Source organism: Pseudomonas sp. GW821-FHT11D10, assembly GCF_058808435.1.
The window spans coordinates 1,282,854-1,307,470 of the sequence record NZ_JBXARR010000001.1 but is presented as its reverse complement, the minus strand read 5'-3'; the positions used below and the strand labels follow the sequence as shown (position 1 = coordinate 1,307,470).

At 61.2% G+C, this 24,617-nt stretch carries 24 protein-coding genes; 11 read left to right on the top strand and 13 right to left on the bottom strand.

Annotated features, from left to right (window positions below; all coding sequences use genetic code 11):
- Position 1 precedes the first annotated feature (1 nt).
- The 3 genes from AC1RT4_RS05990 to AC1RT4_RS05980 all read right to left on the bottom strand — a co-directional run bounded on the left by AC1RT4_RS05990 (position 2) and on the right by AC1RT4_RS05980 (position 2,791).
- Entirely contained in the window at positions 2-1,132 is a 1,131-nt protein-coding gene (locus AC1RT4_RS05990) for a LuxE/PaaK family acyltransferase (protein WP_493084272.1), read from the bottom strand.
- A gap of 15 nt (positions 1,133-1,147) precedes the next feature.
- Entirely contained in the window at positions 1,148-2,395 is a 1,248-nt protein-coding gene (locus AC1RT4_RS05985; protein ID WP_493084270.1) for an MFS transporter, read from the bottom strand.
- Between the two features lie 261 nt (positions 2,396-2,656).
- A complete protein-coding gene (locus AC1RT4_RS05980; RefSeq protein ID WP_493084268.1) occupies positions 2,657-2,791 on the bottom strand; it encodes a hypothetical protein in 135 nt (44 codons plus the stop codon).
- Positions 2,792-2,948: 157 nt separating this feature from the next.
- Here AC1RT4_RS05980 and AC1RT4_RS05975 point away from each other — a divergent pair, with 157 nt between their 5' ends.
- Positions 2,949-3,137, top strand: coding sequence for a hypothetical protein (locus tag AC1RT4_RS05975; RefSeq protein WP_007957552.1), 189 nt, complete (start codon positions 2,949-2,951; stop codon positions 3,135-3,137).
- Positions 3,138-3,155: 18 nt separating this feature from the next.
- Here AC1RT4_RS05975 and AC1RT4_RS05970 read toward each other — a convergent pair whose 3' ends face one another.
- Positions 3,156-3,533, bottom strand: a complete 378-nt coding sequence (locus tag AC1RT4_RS05970; protein WP_493084266.1) for a fe2+ zn2+ uptake regulation protein — start codon at positions 3,531-3,533, stop codon at positions 3,156-3,158.
- A 291-nt stretch (positions 3,534-3,824) separates the two neighbouring features.
- On the opposite strand from AC1RT4_RS05970, the gene pvdQ reads away from it, so the two are divergent.
- Positions 3,825-6,161 carry a bifunctional acylase PvdQ gene (gene pvdQ / locus AC1RT4_RS05965; protein ID WP_493084264.1) on the top strand — a complete coding sequence of 779 codons (2,337 nt, stop codon included), beginning with the start codon at positions 3,825-3,827 and terminating at the stop codon, positions 6,159-6,161.
- Positions 6,162-6,224: 63 nt separating this feature from the next.
- Here pvdQ and AC1RT4_RS05960 read toward each other — a convergent pair whose 3' ends face one another.
- Positions 6,225-7,226, bottom strand: a complete 1,002-nt coding sequence (locus tag AC1RT4_RS05960; protein ID WP_493084262.1) for a FecR family protein — start codon at positions 7,224-7,226, stop codon at positions 6,225-6,227.
- A 155-nt stretch (positions 7,227-7,381) separates the two neighbouring features.
- Here AC1RT4_RS05960 and AC1RT4_RS05955 point away from each other — a divergent pair, with 155 nt between their 5' ends.
- The gene (locus AC1RT4_RS05955) at positions 7,382-7,651 is read left to right on the top strand and encodes a PepSY domain-containing protein (RefSeq protein WP_493084260.1); all 270 of its coding nucleotides are present in this window, start codon (positions 7,382-7,384) and stop codon (positions 7,649-7,651) included.
- 67 nt (positions 7,652-7,718) lie between these two features.
- Here AC1RT4_RS05955 and AC1RT4_RS05950 read toward each other — a convergent pair whose 3' ends face one another.
- Positions 7,719-10,208: a dermonecrotic toxin domain-containing protein gene (locus AC1RT4_RS05950; RefSeq protein WP_493084467.1), complete on the bottom strand. Its 2,490-nt coding sequence runs from the start codon at positions 10,206-10,208 to the stop codon at positions 7,719-7,721.
- Between the two features lie 1,328 nt (positions 10,209-11,536).
- Positions 11,537-12,544: a hypothetical protein gene (locus AC1RT4_RS05945; protein ID WP_493084258.1), complete on the bottom strand. Its 1,008-nt coding sequence runs from the start codon at positions 12,542-12,544 to the stop codon at positions 11,537-11,539.
- 207 nt (positions 12,545-12,751) lie between these two features.
- Between AC1RT4_RS05945 and AC1RT4_RS05940 the strand changes: the two genes are divergently transcribed.
- On the top strand, positions 12,752-13,783 hold the full coding sequence (locus AC1RT4_RS05940) for an Ldh family oxidoreductase (protein WP_493084256.1): 1,032 nt from the start codon (positions 12,752-12,754) through the stop codon (positions 13,781-13,783).
- A gap of 56 nt (positions 13,784-13,839) precedes the next feature.
- Here AC1RT4_RS05940 and AC1RT4_RS05935 read toward each other — a convergent pair whose 3' ends face one another.
- The gene (locus tag AC1RT4_RS05935) at positions 13,840-14,157 is read right to left on the bottom strand and encodes an ElaB/YgaM/YqjD family protein (RefSeq protein WP_007957537.1); all 318 of its coding nucleotides are present in this window, start codon (positions 14,155-14,157) and stop codon (positions 13,840-13,842) included.
- Between the two features lie 153 nt (positions 14,158-14,310).
- On the opposite strand from AC1RT4_RS05935, the gene AC1RT4_RS05930 reads away from it, so the two are divergent.
- Positions 14,311-14,565, top strand: a complete 255-nt coding sequence (locus tag AC1RT4_RS05930; RefSeq protein ID WP_007957535.1) for a hypothetical protein — start codon at positions 14,311-14,313, stop codon at positions 14,563-14,565.
- Here AC1RT4_RS05930 and AC1RT4_RS05925 read toward each other — a convergent pair whose 3' ends face one another.
- Entirely contained in the window at positions 14,566-15,480 is a 915-nt protein-coding gene (locus tag AC1RT4_RS05925; protein WP_493084254.1) for a LysR family transcriptional regulator, read from the bottom strand.
- An 84-nt stretch (positions 15,481-15,564) separates the two neighbouring features.
- On the opposite strand from AC1RT4_RS05925, the gene AC1RT4_RS05920 reads away from it, so the two are divergent.
- Positions 15,565-16,488 (top strand): carbon-nitrogen hydrolase family protein, encoded by a 924-nt coding sequence (locus AC1RT4_RS05920; protein ID WP_493084252.1) that lies wholly within the window; start codon positions 15,565-15,567, stop codon positions 16,486-16,488.
- Here the strand turns inward: AC1RT4_RS05920 and AC1RT4_RS05915 are convergent.
- The 4 genes from AC1RT4_RS05915 to AC1RT4_RS05900 form a co-directional block, all read right to left on the bottom strand.
- Positions 16,478-17,035, bottom strand: coding sequence for a GNAT family N-acetyltransferase (locus AC1RT4_RS05915; protein WP_493084250.1), 558 nt, complete (start codon positions 17,033-17,035; stop codon positions 16,478-16,480). The two genes, AC1RT4_RS05920 and AC1RT4_RS05915, sit on opposite strands and share 11 nt — an antisense overlap.
- Positions 17,036-17,086: 51 nt before the next feature.
- Positions 17,087-17,560 (bottom strand): LEA/WHy family protein, encoded by a 474-nt coding sequence (locus AC1RT4_RS05910; RefSeq protein WP_041475259.1) that lies wholly within the window; start codon positions 17,558-17,560, stop codon positions 17,087-17,089.
- 69 nt (positions 17,561-17,629) lie between these two features.
- Complete coding sequence (locus AC1RT4_RS05905; protein ID WP_493084248.1) at positions 17,630-19,096, bottom strand: nucleobase:cation symporter-2 family protein; 1,467 nt, start codon at positions 19,094-19,096, stop codon at positions 17,630-17,632.
- A gap of 99 nt (positions 19,097-19,195) precedes the next feature.
- Positions 19,196-20,095: a LysR family transcriptional regulator gene (locus tag AC1RT4_RS05900; protein ID WP_493084246.1), complete on the bottom strand. Its 900-nt coding sequence runs from the start codon at positions 20,093-20,095 to the stop codon at positions 19,196-19,198.
- 99 nt (positions 20,096-20,194) lie between these two features.
- Here AC1RT4_RS05900 and AC1RT4_RS05895 point away from each other — a divergent pair, with 99 nt between their 5' ends.
- From AC1RT4_RS05895 to zapE, 5 genes are all read left to right on the top strand, one after another.
- On the top strand, positions 20,195-21,286 hold the full coding sequence (locus AC1RT4_RS05895) for a polyamine ABC transporter substrate-binding protein (protein WP_493084244.1): 1,092 nt from the start codon (positions 20,195-20,197) through the stop codon (positions 21,284-21,286).
- 26 nt (positions 21,287-21,312) lie between these two features.
- Positions 21,313-22,272 (top strand): agmatinase, encoded by a 960-nt coding sequence (gene speB / locus AC1RT4_RS05890; RefSeq protein ID WP_273900210.1) that lies wholly within the window; start codon positions 21,313-21,315, stop codon positions 22,270-22,272.
- Positions 22,273-22,359: 87 nt separating this feature from the next.
- Positions 22,360-23,076 carry a helix-turn-helix transcriptional regulator gene (locus AC1RT4_RS05885; RefSeq protein ID WP_085603962.1) on the top strand — a complete coding sequence of 239 codons (717 nt, stop codon included), beginning with the start codon at positions 22,360-22,362 and terminating at the stop codon, positions 23,074-23,076.
- Positions 23,077-23,128: 52 nt separating this feature from the next.
- Entirely contained in the window at positions 23,129-23,470 is a 342-nt protein-coding gene (locus AC1RT4_RS05880; protein WP_493084241.1) for a nuclear transport factor 2 family protein, read from the top strand.
- 22 nt (positions 23,471-23,492) lie between these two features.
- Positions 23,493-24,611, top strand: a complete 1,119-nt coding sequence (gene zapE / locus AC1RT4_RS05875; RefSeq protein ID WP_493084239.1) for a cell division protein ZapE — start codon at positions 23,493-23,495, stop codon at positions 24,609-24,611.
- The last annotated feature ends 6 nt before the right edge of the window (positions 24,612-24,617 follow it).

Below are 24,617 nucleotides of genomic sequence, written 5' to 3'. Positions count from 1 at the left end.
ATCAGTGCTTCCCCAGCAGTTCAGAGGCGGCCATGGCGCAGCTTCGGCCGGCGGTGGTGGCGGCGCGGCCATGCAGTTCGAACCAGTCGCCGGGCAGCCCGCAGCCGCAACTGGCGCCAGGATGCAGGGTGGCGAGATCGCTCATGACCACTGCGTGCGCCGGGCTCGATGAGATGTAAGGCGAGACAAAGCTCAGCAGGCCCTGCCGGCCATAGGGCTGAACCGTAAAGTCAGCGGGATGGCGCACGAAAACCTTCGAATAGACCGGTACATGGAAACGGTGGTGAGCACACTCGAGATAAGGCACCGCATGCTCGACTGCGCCGTAGCCGTCACGGCAGCGGGACATCTCGATGCCCAATTGGCGGTGGATGCGCTCGTACAGTTGCTGGCGGGGAATCTCTTGCGCCGCCTGGGTTTTCCAGCCGCCGCCAAACAGCGTCAGCGAGCCTTTGGCCAGTTGCAGGTCAGCCACCCCGGTGGCCTGCATGCGTTGCAGGGTCTGCCAGAGAAAGGCCGGGAAGCCGAAGATCCTTACCGGCAAGCCTTCTTCGGCGAAGGACTGCAAGGCGGCGATCACGCCAAAGCCGTCGAACTCATGACCACCGCCGGTACGGCGCAGGGCGTAGGCCACGCGATTGACGGGAGCGAACCGGCACAGAAACTGATCGGTGAACGATGTGCCCAGGCTGATGGTGCCTTCGGGTTCATAGCTCAGCAGCAGGTAGTTGCACGGGGTGTGCGGGGTGTCCCAGTCATAGTGCTGGAAGATTCGTTCGACCATGTTCTGGGCTGCGCCAAGGCTGCGTTCGTCGTAACGCATGCGGCTTTTCTCGCCACTGGTGCCGGAGGACGTGAGTTCCAGCGCGCCCGCTGCGGTGGAGCTGAGCAAGGCCTGGCGCTTGAAATAACTGGCGAAAACCGGCGGCAGCCGTGACCAGTCATCAAGGTGGTCCAGGTCGTCCACGGTCAGGCCATTGGTGTTCAACCAGTGTTCGTAGCCGGGTGTATGCGAGCAGTGAAACCGGCTGATTTCGGCCATGGCCTGGTTGAACAGACCATCCGGCACGGAATCCGGACAATAGGGTTGCGTCAGCGCGCAGAGCGCGTCGCTGTGAGGGAATTGGCTCATCAGGCGTCCTTGTTGTTATGAGGAAGTGGCGGAGTCTGCAGGGATGTGTGGCAGAAACCGGTACAGCAGGGGCAGGCTGAGCAGTCCGCCCAGCGCCGCCCAAATGGCGAAGGATTCGAGGCGGGTGCCGCCGCCGATGGCAGCGATCAGCGAACCACCGACGCCCATCACGGCAATCGAGATCATGCCGATCGTGGCGGAGACCAGACCTTTGCTGTCATCGCTGGAATACAGTGCGAGTCGGTACAGTGCGGCGTTGCTCATGCCCAACCCCACGGCATACAGCGCAAGGCCAGTCATCAATCCCGCAAGTGAAAGGCTGGTCAGTGCGGTGGCGATCAGGGTCAGCAGGCCCAGACAGAACGGCCAGAGCGCCAGGCGAATCAATTGCGGCAGATCCCGTGACGCGAGCAATCGATCAAGGATCAGATTGCCGACGATCACCGCCGAAAACACCGGAATTTGCCATAGCGCATATTCGCGGGTGGTCAGGCCGAGCGACTGGACGAGCAGCAGCGGCGACAGTCCGATCCAGGCAATCAGCGGCAGGCTCATCAGGCCCAGGGCCAGGCAGATGCCGACGAACCGTTGATTGCACAGCAGTGCCAGGTAGCGGCTGCTGATCTGGCGAAAGGAGAAGGGGCTCGGCGCTTGCTGACCGCCATCGTGGCGGACAACGCCGATCGTCTCCGGCATGCAGGCATACAGTCCGATCCAGGTCAGTGTCGCGATCAGGCCCAGGCCGAGGAACAGCTCGCGCCAGCTCAGCCATTCCAGCAGCAGACTGCCGAGCAGCGGTCCGAGCAGGGGCGAAAGCAGCGCGACATTGCCCAGCAGTGCCATCAGGCGCACCGCATCCGCCTCGCAGAAGACTTCCTGAAGCGAGGGGTAGCTGACCGCCACGACAAACCCCAGGCCCATGCCTTGCAACAGGCGCAGGGCGTTGAACACTTCGATGCCGGGCGTGGCGACAGCCGCCGCACAGGTCACGCCGAACAGCGCACTACCGGCCAGCAACAGCGGGCGCCGGCCAAGCCGGTCGGACAGCGGCCCGATCAGCCATTGCAGGCAGACGCCGCCGATCAGATACAGATTGAACGCGTTGGGGATGTGAGCGACATCGGCTTCGAGATCCCGGGTGACGGTCAGCATGGCCGGCATGACCATGTCGCTGGCCATGTAGGTCAGCCATTCGAACAGGGTGATGGCGAGACAGAAGCCGAGCGCCTGGAGTGGCGGGAGGGGGATGAGAGTTCTTTGCATGCGCTTTCACGATCGTCGAGAGGGAGCGCAAAGGGTAGGGAGGGGAAGTCATTGTTCCTACGTCGTTGGTGTGACGGTCTGTGACTTCGTAATGCGTGATGTTGCAGAGGGAGACTTTCTTGCTTGCACAGGTGAAACGCCCTACGGCATTAATTGCCGATCCATAAAAAAAGCCCACATTCCTGTGGGCATTTTTCCTGACGCTAAAATCCGTTGTTGCATTTGAATGGCTGGACGCTGGCATCCTTGCGGCGAAATGACTTAACGATGGTAGTAGCCCGGGCCAGGCCCGTAGTGGCGATGATCGCCATGCCAGCCGCCGTGGGGAAAGATGATGCAGCCGCTCAGGGTGAGCAGTGCAAGGACAGGAATCAGCCAGGTGATTCGACGCAGCATTTCAAGGATCCTCATGGTTAACGCCGTTTGAAGCCAAAGCTCTTCATCGGCTGTAACATGAGACCCCGTTTACTGCGGCGCATCCCCGTCAAACGGTATGCGCATGGCATCAACGCCGATACAAACCCGATACATTCCAACGGTTCAGGAACCTGTAATGACCCATAAGCAACGCTTGATATATTCGATTCTGATCGCCGTCGCCGTACTGCTGATCATGCTCGGCCTGTCCTGGCTGCAAAACGCCGGCAAGCTCAGCGAGCAAACGTTCCAGTACATCGCCATCGGTGTGGCGGTGGTGGTTGTGGTGATCAACGGCGTGATGCGCCGCAAGGTCAAACCCTGACGGTGTCTGCCGCGTGCTTCAATCGTTGTTGAGCACCGCGGCAGCCTGGGGATGGAGGCTGTAGCTCTTGTCGTCGTTGAATGTGATCACACCTTCGGCACACAGACGCTTGAGCACTTCGCGCACGCTGAGGAAGGACAACGGAATGTCCAGATCCAGCAGCTGGCTATGCACCCCACGTACACCCAGACGACGGTCGTCCTCGGCGGCGACCAGCAGGGTGTCGATGACCTTGAGGCGAATCAGGCTGGTGCGCAGGCCGAAGCTTTTGAGCAGCAAACGGATGCGTTCATTGCCGTGACGCTCGATCCGTTGCCCGAATACGTCAGCGTGTGAACCCATGTGCGCTCCTTGTGGGGTCTGGCTACCTTCCGATGGTAGTGGCGGGTTGTACATGCGATTACTCCTTTCAGAGCCTGATCAGGAAAGGTTTTTTGTGCTCTCTCTAAACAAGACGTTTCAGCTCGACAAATCATGAAGCGAAAAATGTAGAAAATTTGTCGCCGTTTTGTCTTTTCCCCGTGATTGCGGCACGAAACGGGTGTGTGACCGACTAAATTTTTTTTCCGCGGCTTCGTTTTCTGGACAGGCTCATTGCGCGTGACGCGTGGGTGATTTCAGAGCGAGCCGGGCCGACGTGTTCACGGTGGCCCGGCTCGCTCTACGGCATTTCGATCAGGAGCGAGCGTGACTATTTCCAGGCAATTCACCGGACTGACCCTTGCCGGCCTGTTTCTCGGGCTGAGTCTGTCGGCGCAGGCGTTCAGCCCGTCCGGCCAGACCGGCGCCGACATCCGTCGCACCGGTTTTGGCGTACCGCACATCCGCGCGGAAAACGAACGCGGTCTCGGATTCGGCATCGGTTATGCCTATGCGCAAGACAACCTGTGCCTGCTGGCCAACGAGATCGTGACGGTCAATGGCGAGCGGTCGCGGTACTTCGGGCCGGAGCAGCTGACAGTCGAAGAGCGCGAGAACCGCGTCAGCGACGTGTTCTTCCAGTGGCTCAACACGCCGCAGGCCGTGAATGCCTTCTGGCAGGCACAGCCGGTCGAAGTGCGTGATCTGGTGGAAGGTTATGCTGCCGGCTACAACCGCTATCTGGCCGAGCGCCGTCAGCAGGGCTTGCCGCAACAGTGCCAGGGTGAATGGGTGCGCGATATCGCCGCCGAAGACCTGGTGAAGCTGACCCGTCGTCTGTTGGTCGAAGGCGGGGTCGGTCAGTTCGCCGAAGCCCTGGCGGGTGCTACGCCGCCGCAGGCCACTGCGAAAATTGAAAAAGATGCCCGGGCTTACCAACTGGCGGACACGCGCCAGCAGCGCTTCGCACTGGACCGTGGCAGCAACGCGGTAGCGGTGGGCAGCGAGCGTTCGTTCAATGGCCGCGGCATGCTGCTGGCCAACCCGCATTTTCCGTGGGTCGGCGGCATGCGCTTCTATCAGATGCACCTGACCATTCCCGGCAAACTGGATGTGATGGGCGCGGCGCTGCCGGGCCTGCCGATGATCAACATCGGCTTCAACCAGCACCTGGCCTGGACCCACACCGTCGACTCGTCCAAGCATTTCACCCTGTATCGTCTGCAACTCGATCCGAAGGATCCGACCCGTTACCTGCTGGACGGCCAGTCCTTGCCGATGAACAAGCAGACGGTCACGTTGCAGGTCAAACAGGCGGACGGCCAGGTCGTACCGGTCCAGCGGGATGTCTACAGTTCGCAGTTCGGCCCGATCGTGCAGTGGCCCGGCAAATTGGACTGGGACAATCAGTTCGCCTATAGCCTGCGCGATGCCAACCTCGACAACGACCGGGTGCTGAAACAGTGGTACGCCATGAACCGCGCCGGCAATCTCAAGGATCTGCAGGATTCGGTGCACACCATCCAGGGTATTCCGTGGGTCAACACCCTGGCGGTGGATGACAAGGGCCAGACGCTGTACATGAACCTGTCGGTGGTGCCGAACGTCAGCGCCGACAAACTGGCCAGGTGCAGCGACCCACGCGCCGGTCTGAAAATGATCGTGCTCGACGGTTCCAACAGCGCCTGCGCCTGGGACATTGACCCGCAAGCCGCGCAAAAGGGCATCTACGCGTCCAGCCAACTGCCGCAGCTGTTGCGCAAGGACTTCGTCCAGCACTCCAACGACTCGGCGTGGCTGGCCAACCCGGCGCAACCGCTGACCGGCTATTCACCACTGATCAGTCAGGACGGCCTGCCACTGGGTCTGCGCTCGCGCTTTGCGCTGGATCGTCTGGCGACCCTGAGCAAAAAAGGCCCGGTGTCGGTGCAGGATCTGCAGCACATGGTGATGGACGATCAGGTGTTCCTGGCGACGCAGGTGGTGCCGGATCTGCTGAAGTTCTGTGCTTCCCAGACTGATGCAGCGTTGAAATCGGTGTGCAGCAGCCTGAAGGCGTGGGACGGCCGGGCGAATCTGGAGTCGGGCGTCGGGCTGGTGCATTTCCAGACCATCATGCAAGCGATGCAGGAATCGCCGCAGGCCTGGCGCGTGGCGTTCGATCCGAAGGATGCGCAACACACCCCGCGTGGGCTGGCCATTGAAAAGCCCGAAGTGGCCAAGGCACTGCGCGAGGCCATGCTGGCGTCGGCCGAGTCCGCGACCAAAATGGGCCTGACCGAGAAAACCCGTTGGGGCGATGTGCAGGTGGTCAGCAGTGGCGGCCAGCAAACGCCGATCCACGGTGGTCCGGGTACGCTGGGCATCTACAACGCCATTCAGAGCGTGCCGCGCGAAGACGGGAAGCTTGAAGTGGTCAGCGGCACCAGTTACCTGCAAGTCGTGACGTTCGACGACAAGGGGCCGCATGCCCAGGGTTTGCTGGCGTTCTCGCTGTCCAGCGATCCGGCGTCGAAATATTCCCGTGACCAGACCGAGGCGTTCTCGAAGAAACAGTGGAGCGTGTTGCCGTTCACCGAGCAGCAGATCAAGGCTGATCCGCAGTATCAGGTGCAGACCGTGCGCGATGATCTGGAAAAGGCGGGGAAAGTGGCGGCGCAGTAATCAGCTGTTTTAACCCGTCGACAAGCGTAAAAGCAGAAGGCCGCTCCCTCACGGGAACGGCCTTCAGTTTTTTGGCGGTTGCTGCGGCATCGGATTGATCACCGGGTTGCCGTCCTTGTTGCGGGTCAGGAACACCGGCAAGACTTTGGGCAGGGAACTGGCGAAGCTGTTCAGTTCCTTGATGTTGTAGATGCCACCCACCCGGATCGAACCGGTCGAGTTGTCGGCGAGCATCAAGGGTTTGTCCAGGTAGCGGTTGATCTGCGGCAACGCTTCGTTCAACGGCAGGTTGTCGAGCACCAGTTTGCCGCTGCGCCAGGCCAGCGAGTTGTCGTTGGCGTAGGTCTGGCTGATTTGCGGCATGTCGTCGCCGTGTTTGTAGCGTGCCTGCATCGAGGGGCCCAGACGCAAGCCATCACCGGCCAGTCGGGAATTGCTGGTGACCAGCACGGAACCCTCGATCAGGTTGACCTTCACCTGATCCCCATACATCCAGACGTTGAAGCGAGTGCCGGTGACGCGAATCTTGCCTTCGGCGGCCCTGACAATGAACGGGTGGCTCAGGTCGTGGCTGACTTCAAAGAACGCCTCGCCTTTTTTCAGGGTGACGCGGCGTTCGTCCTTGAAGTTGCTGTAGGTCAACTCGGTGTTGAGGTTCAGCTCGACCTGGCTGCCGTCACCCAGGGTGACATGGCGGACATTATCGGTGGCCGCGAAATGCTGATAGCTGTTGGGCAGCCAGCCGAGGTTCCAGCCGGTCCAGGCGGCCAGCGGCAACGCCAGTGCACAGACAGAAGCCGCTACGGCGTACTGGCGCCATGAGCTGGCGGGTCGGCGAATCGGCACAACCGGTGCGGGTTCCGGGCGCGGCAAATGCTCGGCCACGTCCCAGATTTCCAGCATCGCCTCATACTCGAACGCGTGAAGCGGGTGTGCATCGCGCCATTGTTCGAACGCCAGCCGCTCTTCAGCGGTACAGTCAACGGCGTGCAGACGCATGCACCAATGCGCGGCGGCATCGGTGATCGCATCGTATTCGGCTTCCGAGAGGGTGTTCTGGGTCATTGACTCATCCTGATTTCCCGCATTCTAACCTTTGGGGCAAGGTGCCGAGAACAACCGTCATGGCATTTACCCATCAAACGTGGAACTTTTTTTCGCCAAGACGCCCCAAAAAACCAGGACGTCCTGTGAACACTATCCACAAATGGAGTGAAAAAATGATCAAAAGAACCTTGGCCGCTATCGTCGCAACCGCCGGTCTCCTGAGTGCTGGCGTAGCGCTGGCCGACCGCCCGGGCGCTGGATGGATCACTATCGAAAAGGCCATCGAAATCGTTAAAACCAAGGCCGGGTATGTCGAGGTCTACGAGATCAAGGCCGACAACAACGGCTACTGGAAAGGAGAAGGGCGCAAGGCCGATGGCGTGGTGTACGAGTTCCGAATCGATGGTGCCTCGGGCAATGTGCTGCGGGACCAGAAGGACTGAGTCTGCTTTACGAGGCTTGATGCATTGAGTGCGCAGGTGTTGAACCTGCGCATTTTTTTCGTCTGTTTCAAGGCGACTGTACGGGATCGAGTTGCCGGCCGATTTCGCAGATCAGGCGGGCTACGGAATCGGCATTGCGCAGGATCACATCGATACGCGCATCGGGTGTTTTCTGATCGAGGAAAGCATTGCGTGCTTCCGAAAGGTTTTTTGCGCCGGTCAGTCGCAGGATTTCCTCGTAAATCAATTGCATGTCCGGGATCTGGTCGATTCCCTGCCAGGTTCTGAGGGTCGTGTTCCATTCGGCAAACAGCTTGGCTCGCGGCGTACTCAATGACAAGGCCGACTTCTGATCGAATTCCAGATCTTCGTACAACTTCAGACCCTGTGGCGTGAGCGTCGATATCAAATCGAGGAACGGCTCGCGGGCGCGCAGTGTTGCGATATCCAGCGTCTTGCTGAATTGATGGGAAAACTCGTGGATCAATGTCGATGCCTGGGCATGCCCGTCGATATCGAACGGCACCAGCATCAGGGGTTTGAACTCGTCCAGTTGCTGGTTGAAAAAATGCTCGGTGAAGTGCACCAATCGCTTCTGGTCGCCATCCAGGACAAAAGCGATCACATCGTGCAGATACCTGTTCGAACCGACAACGAAACGCTCGGTCTCGAGCAGGTCATCGGAAGGATCTACCAGGGCTTTGCAGATGGGCACGATGGCGGTGCTGACTTTGTTGAGCATCGTGGCGGTAATCTTCGGCACATCAAAAAATTCTTCCAGGAAATGGCTGGCCCGGGGGTTGGCGATACCCTTGGTGAGTGGAACCAGATTGTGCAGACAATAAAAGGCATAGCGCCGGGCCAGGTCGATTGCGTTCACCAGTTCCCGGGCTTTTTGCGGGTATTTGAGGCGAATCTCGTTCATCCCGTGGGCTTCGATGTTCAAGATGGTGCGACGCAAGTGGTTGATGGTTGCGCGTTCGGCCAACTTTCTGAAGGCCTGGCCGTAGTGAACGGTCTGGCCAGGTGAAATGCTTACGCGGCGTGATTCGCTGATCTGAACCATTGGGCCGCGTTTATCCGGGCTTTGCAGTTGCCAGGCATCACCCCTCTGAGCGACCGGGTAGACTTTGCCTTCAATGGCTGCGTAGTGGCGGTTGCTCGACACGTCCCGGTAGGTGTCCAGTGTCGGGCTGTAGGTGAGATCTTCAAGTGCCACATCTGTTGCCTCAAAGGGGCTCAGCAGGGTACGCCGGGGTGCAGTCGGTTCCCTGTCGACGATGTTCACCGCAGCCTTCTCTGCGGCGTTTGGCAAGACGGTCTCGGCGGTAGCGGCGCTTTCCTGTTCGACTCCCTCGCTGGTGAGAGCGGTTTCGGCCGTCATCTGCGGCAGTTGCCCCATGGTGACCATTTGCGCCGCACCTTCGACAAAGGATCCCAGCGCCCGTTTCCAGTGGTGATTCTGCAGCGCTTCGGCCGAGTCCTTGAACCCGTCGTACGCTTTCCAGAGAAAGGGAATAACGGCCAGTTTGCCTGGCAGCAGACCGGGAACCTGTTTGATCCCATCGCTGAGCAGAACTTTCACGGTCTCCCAGTCTGACTGTGCTTCGCTCTGTTTCTGGGACCCCAGCAGTTGCGTGAGCAACTTGAGGTTGTCGGTGTACAGATACTCCAGCAGGTTGCCGGTGATCGCCCGCAAATCCAGGCTCATTTCACTGGTCCGTCCCAGTGTGGATTCCAGCAGGCTGCGAAATACCGCGCGCTCTGACCCGGGCAGGCGACGCAGCAGCAGATTCTGCAAAGGCCCGGGTACATTCAACGCCTCTATCAGCGCTTTTTCGTCATCGAACTCATGAAAGACCTGTTCGTCATAGGGGGCATAGAGCACCAGTGGCTCCCTGTTTTCGCCACCCGACGTGAACACATGCAGTCCCGGGACGATGACCGCTTGCGCACCCTCGGTCTTGATCAGCGAAAGCGGGCAGGCAATGGCCTGAGCCTTGGCGGCGGCCCGGGCAATGCCGTCGGGCATGTCCAGCACCTGACGTACGAAATCGAAAGCGGCGGCACACAGCAACTGTTGCAGTTTCAGGGCATGCGCCTGCTGCATCAGTTGCCAGGGAAGCTGGCGGAAAAAACGCTGCTTGCGGACCCGTCCTGCGGACGCCTCGGTCGACAGCGATTCAGTCACTTTTTTGGCAAAGGTCGTGGGTATCGCCAACGAAAGCAGCAATTGCATCACCGCCCCCTGATTCAGTCCGACCGGTATCGCCTGGCGGTTTTTCGATGCCACCCGAAAGCCGGTTCCCTGGGCGACGTTGAGGTGGTTCAAGGCGAATTCCACCAGCGTCTTCGGGGGGCCGGCCAAGGCCAGGTGAGGGGTGATTTCTATCTCTCGCGGATCGAGCCGATGACCCGGGAAACGACTGTCGAGCAAGGTCTTCAGCGTCTGTTCGACATGGCTGACCAAGGTCGGCACGCCAGTCAGGTAATCCTGGTCGTTCGAAACACTCTGGTACCACTGCTCCAGCAATTCAACGTGTCTTTTCTGCTCCATTACCGGTGCCATCCCCAGCCAGGCGGGCAAAGTCTGTGCGGTGGCGATGGCTTGCGCATGATTGGCTGCCAGCTGCAGGTTGGTGTTGATCGTTGTGCCGCGCAGTTGTTCCAGCGCCTTTTCCAGGCGGGTTTGCTCCGTGATCCGTGTACGCACCTGTTCGCATCGATCCAGGTAATGCTCGATGGTCGACCCCATACGATCAAGCAGCACGTTGCCGCCAATGAATTGGAACGGCCCCAGGGTATATCGCTGATGGGCCTGATACTGCGATGCAAGGACGTTTTCCAGCAACGCAAGGCGTTGTGTACCGTCGAGGAGTCGCCGGTTCAACTGCCTGCGGACACTGGCCACGCTGTCGAAAACCTCCAGCCCTTGCGAAGGCGTCCATAGCACGGCAAACCCCGAGTGCTGTTCGTCGAGGCCACCACGCTCGGTTAACAGGAGGCAGTGAGCCAGGCGCACGAGATTGTGTTCGCCGGGACTTTCGACTGTGAGCGAATAGGCATCAGGGCGGAAGCCATTGAGCGCCTCGCGCTGCAGGCGGTCGGGTTGGCCGGCACTGATAACGGTATTGACGATCGCTTCCGCCCAGGCCGGAAGGGTACCGTTCAATCGGCGGAGCCTGGCCTCACCGTTAATGCCGACAAACCAGGCATGTGCCAGATCCGGCTTCATGGTTTCCAGCCAGTAACGCTGGATGGGCAGATTCTTCATGGGTTGACTGGCAAGCCGGGTGGCCAGGGGAGCCTCGACGGAACGGAAGGTCTTGACAGCCGCAAGGGCCTTCTCTGCCAGTACCGCAGAGGGTTGCTGGTTGCCGGCGATCACCGGGTGCGTGCTCCAGCGCCCGCCCGTGTCCAGCTTCAACAACCGCTCATGGATCATCGAGCGGATATCCAGACTCTTGTCGAACAGTGCATGAAGGTTGACGGCACCGTCGCTGTGTCGAAACACCTGCAACGCATATTCGATGTTCTGCCGTTGCTTGGTAATGATCGACTCGAACAGGATCCTGAAGATGTCCCCGACGATCCGCTCTCCCGATACCTTGGGTTGATCGAAACCGAGAAAACGATTTCGCTCATCCAGGTTCAACAACCCGAAGAGCTCGTCCTGGTGGCCCTTGGCGAGAAATTTATCCTGCAGCGTTTGCTTGAGATCTTCGTAATCCTCGAGCAGTTGCAGGCCCTGGACAGGCGTGTAAAGAAAGGCATGAGGCTCGCTGATCATCAGCGAACCTGCCAACTCCACGTAGTTGGCTTCGTGTTCCCACAGCCGTACGGTTTCCACGACAGGAAAACTGACGGCCGACGAAACCGGACGTATCAGTTGATGCAGGGTGTTGAACTGCTCGCCATCCAGGATCCCTGCTTCACGCTTGAGCATCCATTCGCAGCGAGCCTGGTCTTCCAGCATTCGACCAAAGAAAACGCGCCGGGTGGTGCCCGCGGCGGAGGGGCCGTCCCAGAAACCTTCCAATTCCCGAAACAGCAGCACCGGCAACCGTCCCGAGGTGTTCTTGACGGCTTCCTCCCAAGTGGTCTGATCGTCAGTTGCCGGTTTTCTGTCCGGGTTGGAAAACTCCGGTTGTCGGCCGGCCACTGTTGATGTCGGTAATACATCAGCACGGCGTCACTCAGATTCATGGATTCGGGCCAGGGTCTGTCGAGAAGTTCCATGGGGTCTTCGCTGTCACTGGCAAGCGGACGCAAACGGACGCGTGTATTTTTTTGCCGCAATGTCCCGAAATGTGGCTTGAGCGCGTTATCCAGTATCGCCTCCAGCATGTCCGTGAGCGTGGCGATGGCTTTCAGTTCGGTGCACATGGCTTGCGCGTTCAATGCCTGGCTTTGTTCGAGGCTTGCGCGCTGCTCTTCGAATATATCCCCGTCGATGACGCTGAAGGTCAATGAAAGGGGCCCGGCGTTGAGTAGTTGCTTGCGCTGGGGCTCGGCCAGAAACGCCAACAGATTGTCCTGATCATCGACGTCGTTGAGGCGTTGTTCGAGTTGTGTTTTCAAGGATGCCCGGCTGTGATGTTTTTTGATGCCGTCATACGGGGTGTAGAGAATCAGGGCTTTGTCATCCGGCGTCTCCCCGAGAACAAAGGCACCGGGCAGCGGCAGGGGAATCTGGTTGCCGACGTTCAGCAACAGGCGTTCGGCACGCAGGGGAGGCGTCTGTTGGCCGCGCAATGTATCCGACGCCAGCCGGGCATGGGCGAGCCAGCGAAAATCCTTTTCGCGCAGGCCGTGTGCCTTGCCCAGTTCGGGCCAAAGCCCCGGTGAATCGAAGGCTTCGGGGAATAACAACGGGGGAGTAGGAGCTGACATCGTCGAGTCTCGATAAGGGCGTTTGCACGCGCACGTGGTTTGAGGCTCAAAATTAAAAGTCGGCCGGGAAGGGCAGGTGGTACATGGATATTGCGCCCGCTGGGATCAGCATCACGGGGTTGACAGGTTACCGGCTGCATGTGGTTAATCCGGTTGCGGGTTGTTCGTTCGCTGTTGTTCCCTCCAATAATTACTCTGGAGCTTCAGATGTCTGCGCCACACGATCATGCGGTCTCGTCCACGGTGTCCCTGGACGAGCTGACTCAATTGCTGGAAACGATTTTCACCCGTCACGGCACCTCGGCCGAAGTCGCCCGAACGTTGGCCGCCAATTGCGCCAACGCCGAGCGGGACGGTGCGCACAGTCACGGCGTATTCCGGATTCCCGGTTATGTCTCGACGCTCAACAGCGGCTGGGTCAACGGCAAGGCCGTGCCGAAGGTCGAGGACGTGGCTTCAGGGTTCGTCAGCGTCGATGCCGGCAACGGTTTTGCTCAACCTGCGCTGGCGGCGGCACGTGCGCTGCTGTTGGAAAAGGCCCGCAGTGCCGGGATCGCGGTGCTGGCGATCCGTAATTCCCATCACTTCGCCGCGCTGTGGCCGGACGTCGAGCCTTTCGCCGACGAAGGTCTGGTGGCGTTGAGCGTGGTCAACAGCATGACCTGCGTGGTGCCGCACGGTGCCGACCGGCCATTGTTCGGCACCAACCCGATCGCCTTTGCCGCCCCACGGGCCGACGGTGCGCCGATCGTCTTCGACCTGGCCACCAGCGCCATCGCCCATGGCGACGTGCAGATCGCCGCGCGCAAGGGCGAGAAACTGCCGGCCGGCATGGGTGTCGACAGTCTCGGTCAGCCGACCTGCGACCCAAAGGCGATTCTGGAAGGCGGTGCATTGCTGCCGTTTGGCGGGCACAAAGGCTCGGCGCTGTCGATGATGGTCGAGCTGCTGGCTGCGGCGCTGACCGGTGGCAACTTCTCGTTCGAGTTCGACTGGAAGAACCATCCGGGGGCCAAGACCCCGTGGACAGGTCAGTTGCTGATCGTCATCGACCCGAGCAAGACCGCCGGGCAAAGCTTCGCCGAACGCAGTCAGGAACTTGTGCGGCAGATGCACGGAGTAGGGCTCAAGCGCTTGCCGGGGGATCGGCGGCATTTGCAGCGGGCCAGATCATTGGCCAAAGGGATCGAGCTGGATCAACAGACCCTGTCGCAGCTGCGTGAACTGGCCGGCGAATGAGTTTTGCCGGAGATGAAAAAGGCGAGCCCGAGGGCTCGCCTTTTTTTTGTTCGCGCTCAGCGGCGACCGAGCAGCAATCCGACCACCAGACCGAACCCGGCGGAAATCGCCACGGTCTGCCACGGGTGCCCGCCGATGTAGCTCTCGGTGGCGTCCACCGCCGGTTTGGTGCGGTCACGCACGCTGGTGACCGAATCCAGCGCCTGCTGCAGTTTCTGGGCGATTTGCCCGCGCAGGGTCTCCGCTTCCTCGCCGACCAGCGAGGCACTGCTCTTGAGCAGTTTTTCCGACTCTTCGATCAGCGCCTGAAGTTCGCTGAAGGCCTGGTCCTTGATTTGGTCTTCGGCGGCTTGAACGGCGGTTTTCCGGGCCATTGGGTGACTCCTTGCAGGTGAATGGACAGTGAACAATGGAGTGTGGCGCGACTTGAAAAGTTGCAGCGATTTTCCATCCGGAGCAAAAACCAGCGTCAGAGGTTTCCGTCCAGCGTGTAAGATGTCGCCATTTCATGCAGCAGGTAATTCCCGATGAGTTTCAATCTGGCCGACAAATCCCTCGCAGAGCGCGCCGCGCTGGAAGACGAGAAATCCCGACTGTTCGAACTCTGGCAGAACAATCTGGGCAAAGCCAAGGGCGAAGCCGCGCGGTTGTTCGGCGAGCGCTCCAAGCGCAAGGGCAAGTGGGCCGAGTTCGTGCGCGCCGAACTGGACGGCATGTCGCCGCCGGAATTCGCCAACATGGTGCGCAGTGAAGTCAATCGCCTGATGGCGGCCAACAAGTAATCACTCGGCCCTGAAACTGGCGCCAATCGCTTCGCGCACCGTCAGCACCACCGGATCGATCTGGGTGCTGGTGCGCCAGCCCAGTTCGATCGGGTAACGCGGCAGCGCCAGCGGGCAGGGCAGCAGCGCCAGCCCGCTCATTGCAGCAATGGCCTGCGCGGCGTGGGTCGGAATGGTCGCCACCGCATCGCAGCCCTTGAGCAGATGCGGCAACGCCGCGAAATGCGTAGTCGAGGCGCAGACCCGGCGACTGCGGCCCAGCGCCGCCAGCCCCTCATCGGTGATCCCGATAAAACCGCCCGACGACACCAGCAGGTGCTCGCGGGTGACGAACTCCTCCAGATCGATCTGTTGCTGGCCCGGCGCCAGGCTCGCCGGATCCACCAGGCACGCGTAACCCCCTTCGCCCAACACCTGACGACTGAGCAGCCGTTCGGCGAACCCGCCGGCGGTGATCGCCAGATCGATGCTGCGCTCCATCAGCGCCCGGGCGACGATCTGGCTGTGGGTCTGGCGGAAGATCAGCCGCAGTTTCGGTGCGCGGCGGGCGATTTCCTCGATCAGGCGGCGGCCGTAAGCAATCTCGAAATCGTCCGAAAGGCCGACCGTGACCGAGCGTCCTTCGTAGTGATTGGCCGTCGGGTCGACCATGGCCAAGCTTTGCCGGCACTTGTTCAACGCATCGCTGACCACCGGTTTCAACTGGTTGGCCTTGAGCGTCGGCGCCAGCCCCCGGCCGGTGCGCACGAACAATTGATCGCCATACACCTCGCGCAACCGGCGCAAGGCCGCGCTGACCGCCGACTGAGTCACGCCCAGGCGCAACGCCGCGCGGCTGGCGCTGGACTCTTCATGCAGGGCTTCGAAGACTTTCAGCAGGTTGAGGTCGACGGTTGCGATATTCATTTGGCTCATATCATTCAGCAGTGGATCGGTCTTTATTCATGATCCCGTGGCGCCGGAGAATGCGCAACACCTGAACCTCACGGAGTGACCGCCATGCCCAAATCAATCGTTGCCGCCCTGCAGATCGGCGCCTTGCCCGGTGGCAAGGCTGAAACCCTGGAACAGATCCTGAGCTGGGAAACCGCAATCATCGAATCCGGCGCCGCGCTGGTGGTGATGCCCGAAGCCTTGCTCGGCGGTTACCCGAAGGGCGAGGGCTTCGGCACCCAGCTGGGTTATCGCTTGCCGGAAGGCCGCGAGGCCTACGCCCGTTACTTCGCCAACGCCATCGATGTGCCGGGCGCAGAAACCGAAGCGCTGGTCGGGCTGTCGGCGCGCACCGGGGCCAACCTGGTGATCGGCGTGATCGAGCGGGCCGGCAGCACCTTGCATTGCACGGCGCTTTATTTCGACCCGCAGGCGGGTCTTGTCGCCAAACACCGCAAACTGATGCCCACCGGCACCGAACGGCTGATCTGGGGCAAGGGCGACGGTTCGACGCTGCCGGTGCTCGACACGCAGGTCGGCAAACTCGGCGCGGTGATCTGCTGGGAAAACATGATGCCGCTGCTGCGCACGGCGATGTACGCCAAGGGCATCGAGGTCTGGTGTGCCCCGACCGTGGACGAGCGTGAGATGTGGCAGGTGAGCATGCGCCACATCGCCCACGAAGGGCGCTGCTTTGTGGTCAGCGCCTGTCAGGTGCAGGCCTCGCCGAATGAACTGGGTGTGGAGATCGCCAACTGGCCGGCGGATCGACCGCTGATCGCCGGTGGCAGCGTGATCGTCGGGCCGATGGGCGACGTGCTGGCCGGGCCGTTGCGCGGCGAGGCCGGATTGCTCACCGCCGAAATCGACACCGAAGAACTGGTGCGCGCCCGCTACGACTACGACGTGGTCGGCCACTATGCGCGGCCGGATGTGTTCGAGTTGAGCGTCGACGAGCGGGCGAAACCAGGCGTGCGGTTCACGGTTTGACGGTTTGTCGGCGCCGCCATTCTTCGCGGGTGATTTCCCAGATTTCCCGTGGGAAGCGGCCGCCGACGAAGTCGTCCTCATCGGTGCGGATCAAGCGCATGCCAGTGCGCTCCGAGAGCTTTCGCGAACCAAGGTTCGGTGCGGCTTTCGGCACGCGCATCAACGGTTGATCGAGGGTTTCGAACCAGTACCGGGTCACGGCTTCGCTGGCTTCGGTCATCAAGCCCCGGCCCTGCCAGGCCGGGGCGAGCCAGAACCCGCGGTGGTTGTCCGGCTCGTCCATCAGGCTGATGTTGCCGATCAATTGCCCCGGTGCCGATTTTAGGCGAATCGTCCAGTGCCACTCTTTGCCTGCCGCAATGGCAGGCAGCGCAATGTCACGCAGGTAGGTGAGGGCGCCGTCGTCCGGATAAGGCCAAGGCACGAAAGCGTTCAGATACCGCACCACTTCCCAGTGGGGAAATTGCTGCTGGATGGCGTCGGCATCCGCGAGTTCAAGCGGGCGCAAGATCAGTCGTTCGGTGTACAGCGTGGGGGTGTCTTCCATAAACCTGCGGCTTCCATGTTTCTGTAATAAACGCCGCAGGCTACCGCATCTTTACCATGTTGCGGCACTGGCCCTCGGCAGACTCAGCTTGCCGGTATCGACAAAGCGCATCGTGCCAAACAACCCGCCCGCCAGTTTGCCGCGCAGCACATAGGGCAGGTTGTCGAGGGTTTGGGTCTGGCTCAGGCCGAGGGTCTGGCGCAGCACCGAGAACGCGGAAATGCTCACCGGGACGCTGACGATGGTTTCGGAGAACCGTGGAATCGAGCCACTCTGATCGCTCACACCCGACGCCAGCGAGTGACCGTTGACCTCCAGATCCAGCGCGATGCCGTTGTAGTCGATGGGCGTTTCGTTGGGGTTCTGCACCCGCAGCTTGATCGCGAAGCGTACTTCCAGATCCTGGCTCGGCAGCGGTTCGAGGCCGACCACGTTGATGTTCACCGGGTCGCGGTTGGGGAACAGCGCACAGGCGCTGAGGGAGAGCAGAAGCAGGGACAGGATGACGGCTTGGATACGACGCATTGATGCTCTCTCATTGAAAAAGGGCTGAGCCGTCGCCGGTATCAGCCCTTTTTCATGGAGCGGACAGGATCAACGGTTCAACTGTGCGACAGCGGCCGTTGATGCGGGTTCAGCTTTGGCCGGCAGGTCGGGGTTTTCCATGACCTGAAGGATAGAGGCTTCCGGGTCGAAGTCATCTTCTTCCAGCTCGATGAATTCTTCCGGCAGGAAGATATTCAGCACGATGGCGCACAGCGCGCCGACGGTGATTGGCGACTCGAAGATGTTGCGCAGGGCCTGCGGCAGTTCGCGCAGCACTTCCGGCACGGCGGCGATGCCCAGGCCCATGCCGACGGAAATCGCCACGATCAGCATGTTGCGCCGATGCAGGCCGGCCTCGGCGAGGATCTTGATCCCGGCCACGGCCACGGTGCCGAACATCACCAGTTCCGCGCCGCCGAGCACCGGTTTCGGCATCAGTTGCAGCACCGCGCCGATCATCGGGAACAGGCCCAGCAGCACCAACAGGCCGGCAATGAAGAAAGCGACGTAACGGCTGGCCACGCCGGTGAGCTGAATCACCCCGTTGTTCTGGGCGAAGGTCACCATCGGCATGCTGTTGAACACCGCGGCCATGGCCGAGTTGAGGCCATCGGCGAGCAACCCGGACTTGATCCGGCGGATGTACAGCGGGCCTTTGACCGGCTGACGGGAAATCATCGAGTTGGCGGTCAGGTCCCCGGCGGCCTCAAGCGGCGACACCAGGAAAATCACCGCCACCGGCACGAACGCCACCCAGTCGAAGTTGAAACCGTACTTGAACGGCACCGGCACGCTCACCACCGGCACTTCGGGCAGGTTGGCGAAATCCACGGTGCCCATCAGCCACGCCACCACGTAGCCGAGGGTCAGGCCGATGACGATCGCGCCCAACCGCAGGAACGGCACATCAACCCGGTTCAACACCACGATGGTGCCCAGCACCAGCGCTGCCAGGAACACGTGACTGCCCGCGCCCAGATCCGCCGCGCCGAAACCGCCGGCAATGTCGGTCATGGCCACTTTGATCAGCGACAGGCCCATGAGCGTAATGATGGTGCCGGTCACCACCGGGGTGATCAGCATGCGCAACTTGCCGATGAACTGGCTCAACACCACTTCGATGAAGGCGGCGAAGAAGCACACGCCGAAGATCGTCGAGAGGATTTCATCGGTGCCGCCGCCCCGGGCCTTGACCATGAAACCGGCGCTGAGAATCACGCTGATAAAGGAAAAACTGGTGCCTTGCAGGCACAGCAGCCCCGAGCCAACCGGGCCGAAGCGCTTGGCCTGAACAAAGGTGCCGAGGCCCGAGACGAACAGCGCCATGCTAATCAGGTACGGAATTTCACTTTGCAGGCCGAGGGCGCCGCCCATGATCAGGGTCGGGGTGATGATGCCGACGAAGCTGGCCAGCACGTGTTGCAGGGCGGCAAACACCGTTGCGGTGAAGTGCGGACGGTCGTTGAGGCCGTAGATCAGATCGTTGTTGCGCGGGGCTTTTTCAGAGACGGTCATGGTGGTTTGCGTGCCGCAATGCGGGGCCGGGTCGGAAAATGGGTGCGCAGGATGCCGTAAGCGAGGGGCGAGGGCAACGCATTAAAACTGCCCAAAAGGTCAGGTTCGACCAAAGGCTGACAGTAGATCCTCTTCAAACGCTTTCTGTGCATCTCCCGGCACCTGCGCCCGATGGCGAGCAAGATGGAACGCCACGTCAAAGCTCAACTCGCCTTCGCGCACCGGTCGCAGCAGGCCCTTGTCCTGCCATTGGCGGGCGTAATGGTTGGGCAGATAACCGACGTGTTTGCCGGACAGAATGAAGGCGAGGGTGCCTTCTACCTGTTCCGAGCGGGCCGAGCAGACCTTGCCCTGAAACGGCTCGTCACTGCGCAGAAACCGATACGGGTGATCGACCCGGTCACAGGCCTGCAACGCGGCGTCATCGGGCGCATCGTCGGTAAACAGCGGATGGCCGGGCGCGCAGTACAGATGCTGGGTTTCGCTGAACAGTTCGCGGTAGTCGAACGCGCTCTGCACCTGGGAGAAGTAACCGATGGCCAGGTCCAACCGCTGTTGCAGCAGCAGACGCTCCATCTCGCCGGGCATGGCGCTGATCAGCTCGATACGCACTGATTCGTCGCGCTCGCGAAACCGGCGGATCGCATCGGCCACCCGTTGCAGCACCGACTGATCGACCGCTTCCGACAGGCCCAGCCGCACTTGGCCGATCAAGCGTCCGGCGACGCCGTTGGATTGATGGCGGAAGGTTTCGATCGAATCGAACAACGCCCGCGCGGCAATCAGCAGTTGCTCGCCCTTGGGCGTCAGGCTGAAACCACCCTTGCCACGGTTGCACACCCGATAGCCGAGACGGGTCTCGAGCTTGGCCATTTGCTGGCTGATGCTCGACTGGCTCAGCCCCAGTTCACCTTGGGCGGCGCTGAAGCCATTGGATTCGACCACGCCGAGAAACAGCCGCAGAAGCTGAAGATCGACATCGTGGAGCTGACCGAGCATCACATTACTCCGGGATAAAGTCAGGTTAACAAACTTGATATTTCTCGAATGTATCCGACGGCGCATCCTGCCACCACTTCCTTCGGTCAGGTGTTCGTCATGGCTCCCGTCTTCAAGCTGTGTTTGCCCGCTTTGTTGCTTACCGTCTCCATCGCCGCCCAGGCCGAAGAGAAAACCCTCAATCTCTACAGTTGGGCCGATTACGTGGCGCCTGAAACCTTGCAGCGCTTCGAAAAGGAAACCGGCATCCACGTGCGCTACGACACCTTCGATACGTCCGAGGTGCTGGAAACCAAATTGCTCACCGGCGGCAGCGGTTATGACGTGGTGGTGCCTTCGTCCAGCGTCCTGGCCCGTGGGTTGGCCGCCGGCGCGTTGAAGGAAATCCCTCACGAAGGGCTCAAGGGTTACGCCAATCTCGATCCGGATCTGCTGGAAAAACTGGCGGCGGTCGATCCCGGCAACCGCTACGGCGTGCCGTACACCTGGGGCACGCTGGGGCTGGGCATGAACGTCGAGGCAGTCAAACAGCGGCTGCCGGATGTGCCGCTCAACAGCCTCGATCTGCTGTTCAAGCCTGAATACGCCAGCAAACTCAGGGATTGCGGGATCGCCATTCTCGATTCGCCGCAGGAAGTGATCGGCCTTGCGCTGCATTACCTCGGTAAAGATCCCTACAGCACCGACAAGACCGATCTGGCCGCCGCCGAAGCCTTGTTGCAGAAGTTGCAGCCCTCGGTGCTGTATGTCGCCACCGGCCGGCAGATCAGCGATCTGGCCAACGGCAGCGTCTGCCTGGCGCTGACCTATAACGGTGACGCCAGCATGGCGGCCGATCAGGCGCGCAAGGCCAACAAGTCGTTTGAGGTCGCTTACCGGATCCCCAAGGAAGGCACGCTGGTATGGCAGGACAACCTCGCCATCCCCAAAGACGCGCCGCACCCGGAAGCCGCACGCACCTTCATCGAGTTCATGTTGCGCCCCGAATCCGTGGCGGCGCTGACCAATACGCTGTTCTTCGCCACCGCCAACCAGGCCGCCACGCCGTTGGTGGATGAGGCGGTGCGCAACGATCCGGACATTTTCCCGAAACCCGATGTGCGCGAGCGGCTGTACGCCGACCACAGCATGAGCCTCAAAGACATGCGCCAGCGCACACGCCTATGGACCACTTTCCGTAGCCGCCAATAGCCCTTCATAACAACAGGAACACACCGATGGACGTGCCCATGCAAAACGATCAGGCCCTGACCCGTGACAGCCTTTTCGGCACCGCCGCCGAAAGCACCTACGCCGGGATCACCAGTTTCATGCGCCGACGCTACAGCCGTGACTTGCGCGGCGTGGACGTGGCGGTCAGCGGTGTGCCGTTCGACACCGCCACCAGCAACCGTCCCGGCGCGCGTTTCGGGCCGCGCGGGATTCGTGCGGCGTCCACCGGGATTGCCTGGGAGCGGCACTGGCCGTGGGCATTCGACCCGTTCGATCATCTGGCGGTGATCGATTACGGCGACTGCGACTTCGATTACGGCTCGCCGCACACCATTCCGGAAAGCATCGAGGCCCACGCCGAGCACATCCTCAGCTCCGGCAGCGCGATGCTCACCTTTGGCGGCGATCATTTCATCAGCTATCCGCTGCTCAAGGCCCATGCGCGCAAGCATGGGACGCTGTCGCTGATCCACTTCGATGCGCACAGCGACACCTGGCCGGACGAGGGCGGCAAGCGGGTCGATCACGGCACCATGTTCTGGCACGCGGCGCGGGAAGGGCTGGTGGATCCGGCGCGTTCGGTGCAGATCGGCTTGCGCACCACCAACGACGATCATCAGGGTTTTCAGGTGCTGGACGCGCGGCAGGTGCATCGCCGTGGCTGCGAAGCAATCATCGAGGCCATTCGCGCGCGGGTCGGGGATAACCCGGTGTACCTGACGTTCGACATCGATTGCCTCGACCCGGCCTTCGCACCCGGCACCGGCACCCCGGTGTGCGGCGGGTTGAGCACGGTGCAGGCGCTGGAGATCCTTGGCGGCCTGCGCGGAATCAATCTGGTGGGCATGGACGTGGTGGAAGTGGCCCCGGCCTACGACCACGCGGACGTGACGTCGCTGGCGGCGGCGACCCTGGCCATGGAGATGCTTTGCCTGTACGCGGCCCGGCACAAAGTCGACGCGTGATCCCTCCGAGCCTGGTGAAAGCTCCTGACAATTTCTGACACCAGGCTCTGCTAAGCTCCGGCAAATTTCTGCCCAGAGCCTCCCACCGTGTCGCGAACCACTCGACTGTTGACCCTGTTGCAAGTGCTGCGCGGCAAGAAGCGCCCGGTGACTGCAGCGACGCTGGCCTCCGAGCTGGAAATCTCCGAACGCACGCTCTATCGCGACATTGCCGAGCTGACCGCACTCGGGGCGCCGATCCATGGCGAGGCGGGCATCGGTTACGTACTGCGCAGCGGTCTGTTTCTGCCGCCGCTGATGCTCAACGCCGACGAGACCGAAGCCATCGTGCTGGGCCTGCGTTATGTCGATCAGCGCGGCGACGAGGTCCTGAGCAAAGCCGCCGCCGATGCGTTGGCGAAAATCGCTGCGGTGCTGGACCCGCAGGCCCAGGAAGCGCTGCGCAATCCGACCGTCATGCCCGGGCCTTCGGGCTACGGCTTTCCGCAGAATGCGGTGCCGTTGAACGTTTTCCGTCACGCGATCCGCGATCAGGCCAAGCTGCACATCGATTACGCCGATGCGCAGCAGGTGCAGAGCCAGCGCTTGATCTGGCCGCTGGCGCTGGGCTTTCTCAACGAGGTGCGGATCATCGTGGCGTGGTGTGAATTGCGCGGCGCCTATCGCACCTTTCGCACCGACCGGATTGCCGCCGCCAGCCTGCAGGGCGAGCGCTATCCGGGGCGTCGCAGCGACCTGTTGCGCACCTGGCAGCGGCAGATGCAACTGGACGAAAATGGCCGTTTCACTCCTGACAGGAATTGACGCAGGGCTGTTCTAGGATGGCGACAGAACCCGAAAAAAAGGAGCTGTAACCATGTTCCATCCCACCTCGATCCTCGCCCCGGCCATCGTTGAGTACATCAACGCCGCCAATGCTCGCGATACGTCCCGGGTCGGCAGTTTTTTTGCCGAGGATGCCCATGTGTTCGATGAAGGCCATCATCAGATCGGCCCGCAGGCCATCGCCGACTGGATGCAAGACACCGCCAAGCGCTATCAGCCGCGGGTCGAAGTGCTCGGCGTCCAGCAGCGCACCGGCAAAGTGCTGGTGCAAGGGCTGATCTCCGGAACGTTTCCCGGCAGCCCGCTGGAGCTGCGCTACACGTTCCGGCTCAACGAACAGGGCAAAATCGCTCGGCTGGATATTTCCCTGTAGCCATCGTGGCATACTGCCGCGCATGACTTTCGACTCCCCTTTGAGTGCCTGGCAATACGCCGTCGACCACAAGGGCTTCATCCAGGATGAAGCCCAGGAACACGCGGTCTGGGCCTTGCAAAAATGCCATGAAGCCCTGCACGCCGGTGCCCGTTCGATCACCGGCGTTTACCTGTGGGGCCCGGTCGGGCGCGGCAAGACCTGGCTGATGGATCAATTCCATCAAAGCCTGCGGGTGCCGGCGCGGCGGCAGCACTTTCATCACTTCATGGGCTGGGTGCACCAGCGTTCCTTTCAGTTGACCGGGATCGCCGATCCATTGCGGGCGCTGGCCCGTGAGTTGGCGGCCGAGGTGCGGGTGCTGTGTTTCGATGAGTTGTTCGTCAATGACATCGGTGACGCGATCATTCTCGGTCGGCTGTTTCAGGTGATGTTCGACGAAGGCGTGGTGGTGGTCTGCACCTCCAACCTGCCGCCGGATCAGCTATATGCCGACGGCTTCAACCGCGACCGCTTCCTGCCGGCAATCACCGCGATCAAACAGCACATGCAAGTGGTCGCGGTGAATGGCGCTGAAGATCACCGATTGCATCCCGGCGCCGTCGAGCAACGCTATTGGGTTTCATCTCCGAGGCAGGGTAGCGCGCTGAGCCAGGTGTTCGACGCGTTGGCCGCCGGGCAAACCATCAGCGCCGAACCAGTGCCGGTCGGTTACCGCGCCCTGAACGTGGTGCAGGCCAGCGATTCGGTGCTGTGGTGTCGTTATAGCGACCTGTGCGAGCAACCGTTCGCCGCCATGGATTTCATCGCGCTGTGCGACACCTACCGGGCTATCCTGTTGAGCGAGGTGCCGAACCTCAGCGCGAAAAAGCGCGAAGGACGGATTGCCCGTGGCACCGAGGACGGCGCGGAGCGGGTGGTGGCCGGCGATCGTGAATTGCCGCAGCTGTCGGTGCACGACGACGGCGTGCGCCGGTTCATCGCGCTGGTCGACGAGTGCTACGACCGCAAGGTGCCGCTGTACATCGAGGCCGAAGTGCCGATGGACGCGCTGTACACCGAGGGCTATCTGGAATTCCCGTTCCGCCGAACCCTCAGCCGCTTGCAGGAGATGCAGCTGCAACGCTTCGCCGAAACCTGAAACACG

Bases quoted from the DNA above. Each gene is read 5' to 3' on its own strand.
- AC1RT4_RS05895 (WP_493084244.1), top strand. From the start codon at position 20,195: ATGGCTCCCGTCTTCAAGCTGTGTTTGCCCGCTTTGTTGCTTACCGTC.
- speB (WP_273900210.1), top strand. From the start codon at position 21,313: ATGGACGTGCCCATGCAAAACGATCAGGCCCTGACCCGTGACAGCCTT.
- AC1RT4_RS05985 (WP_493084270.1), bottom strand. From the start codon at position 2,395: ATGCAAAGAACTCTCATCCCCCTCCCGCCACTCCAGGCGCTCGGCTTC.
- AC1RT4_RS05910 (WP_041475259.1), bottom strand. From the start codon at position 17,560: ATGCGTCGTATCCAAGCCGTCATCCTGTCCCTGCTTCTGCTCTCCCTC.
- AC1RT4_RS05960 (WP_493084262.1), bottom strand. From the start codon at position 7,226: ATGACCCAGAACACCCTCTCGGAAGCCGAATACGATGCGATCACCGAT.
- AC1RT4_RS05900 (WP_493084246.1), bottom strand. From the start codon at position 20,095: ATGCTCGGTCAGCTCCACGATGTCGATCTTCAGCTTCTGCGGCTGTTT.
- AC1RT4_RS05945 (WP_493084258.1), bottom strand. From the start codon at position 12,544: ATGTCAGCTCCTACTCCCCCGTTGTTATTCCCCGAAGCCTTCGATTCA.
- AC1RT4_RS05975 (WP_007957552.1), top strand. From the start codon at position 2,949: ATGACCCATAAGCAACGCTTGATATATTCGATTCTGATCGCCGTCGCC.
- AC1RT4_RS05920 (WP_493084252.1), top strand. From the start codon at position 15,565: ATGCCCAAATCAATCGTTGCCGCCCTGCAGATCGGCGCCTTGCCCGGT.
- AC1RT4_RS05935 (WP_007957537.1), bottom strand. From the start codon at position 14,157: ATGGCCCGGAAAACCGCCGTTCAAGCCGCCGAAGACCAAATCAAGGAC.
- AC1RT4_RS05970 (WP_493084266.1), bottom strand. From the start codon at position 3,533: ATGTACAACCCGCCACTACCATCGGAAGGTAGCCAGACCCCACAAGGA.
- AC1RT4_RS05915 (WP_493084250.1), bottom strand. From the start codon at position 17,035: ATGGAAGACACCCCCACGCTGTACACCGAACGACTGATCTTGCGCCCG.
- AC1RT4_RS05905 (WP_493084248.1), bottom strand. From the start codon at position 19,096: ATGACCGTCTCTGAAAAAGCCCCGCGCAACAACGATCTGATCTACGGC.
- AC1RT4_RS05930 (WP_007957535.1), top strand. From the start codon at position 14,311: ATGAGTTTCAATCTGGCCGACAAATCCCTCGCAGAGCGCGCCGCGCTG.
- AC1RT4_RS05990 (WP_493084272.1), bottom strand. From the start codon at position 1,132: ATGAGCCAATTCCCTCACAGCGACGCGCTCTGCGCGCTGACGCAACCC.
- AC1RT4_RS05950 (WP_493084467.1), bottom strand. From the start codon at position 10,208: ATGGAGCAGAAAAGACACGTTGAATTGCTGGAGCAGTGGTACCAGAGT.
- AC1RT4_RS05955 (WP_493084260.1), top strand. From the start codon at position 7,382: ATGATCAAAAGAACCTTGGCCGCTATCGTCGCAACCGCCGGTCTCCTG.
- zapE (WP_493084239.1), top strand. From the start codon at position 23,493: ATGACTTTCGACTCCCCTTTGAGTGCCTGGCAATACGCCGTCGACCAC.
- AC1RT4_RS05925 (WP_493084254.1), bottom strand. From the start codon at position 15,480: ATGAGCCAAATGAATATCGCAACCGTCGACCTCAACCTGCTGAAAGTC.
- AC1RT4_RS05980 (WP_493084268.1), bottom strand. From the start codon at position 2,791: ATGCTGCGTCGAATCACCTGGCTGATTCCTGTCCTTGCACTGCTCACC.
- AC1RT4_RS05880 (WP_493084241.1), top strand. From the start codon at position 23,129: ATGTTCCATCCCACCTCGATCCTCGCCCCGGCCATCGTTGAGTACATC.
- AC1RT4_RS05940 (WP_493084256.1), top strand. From the start codon at position 12,752: ATGTCTGCGCCACACGATCATGCGGTCTCGTCCACGGTGTCCCTGGAC.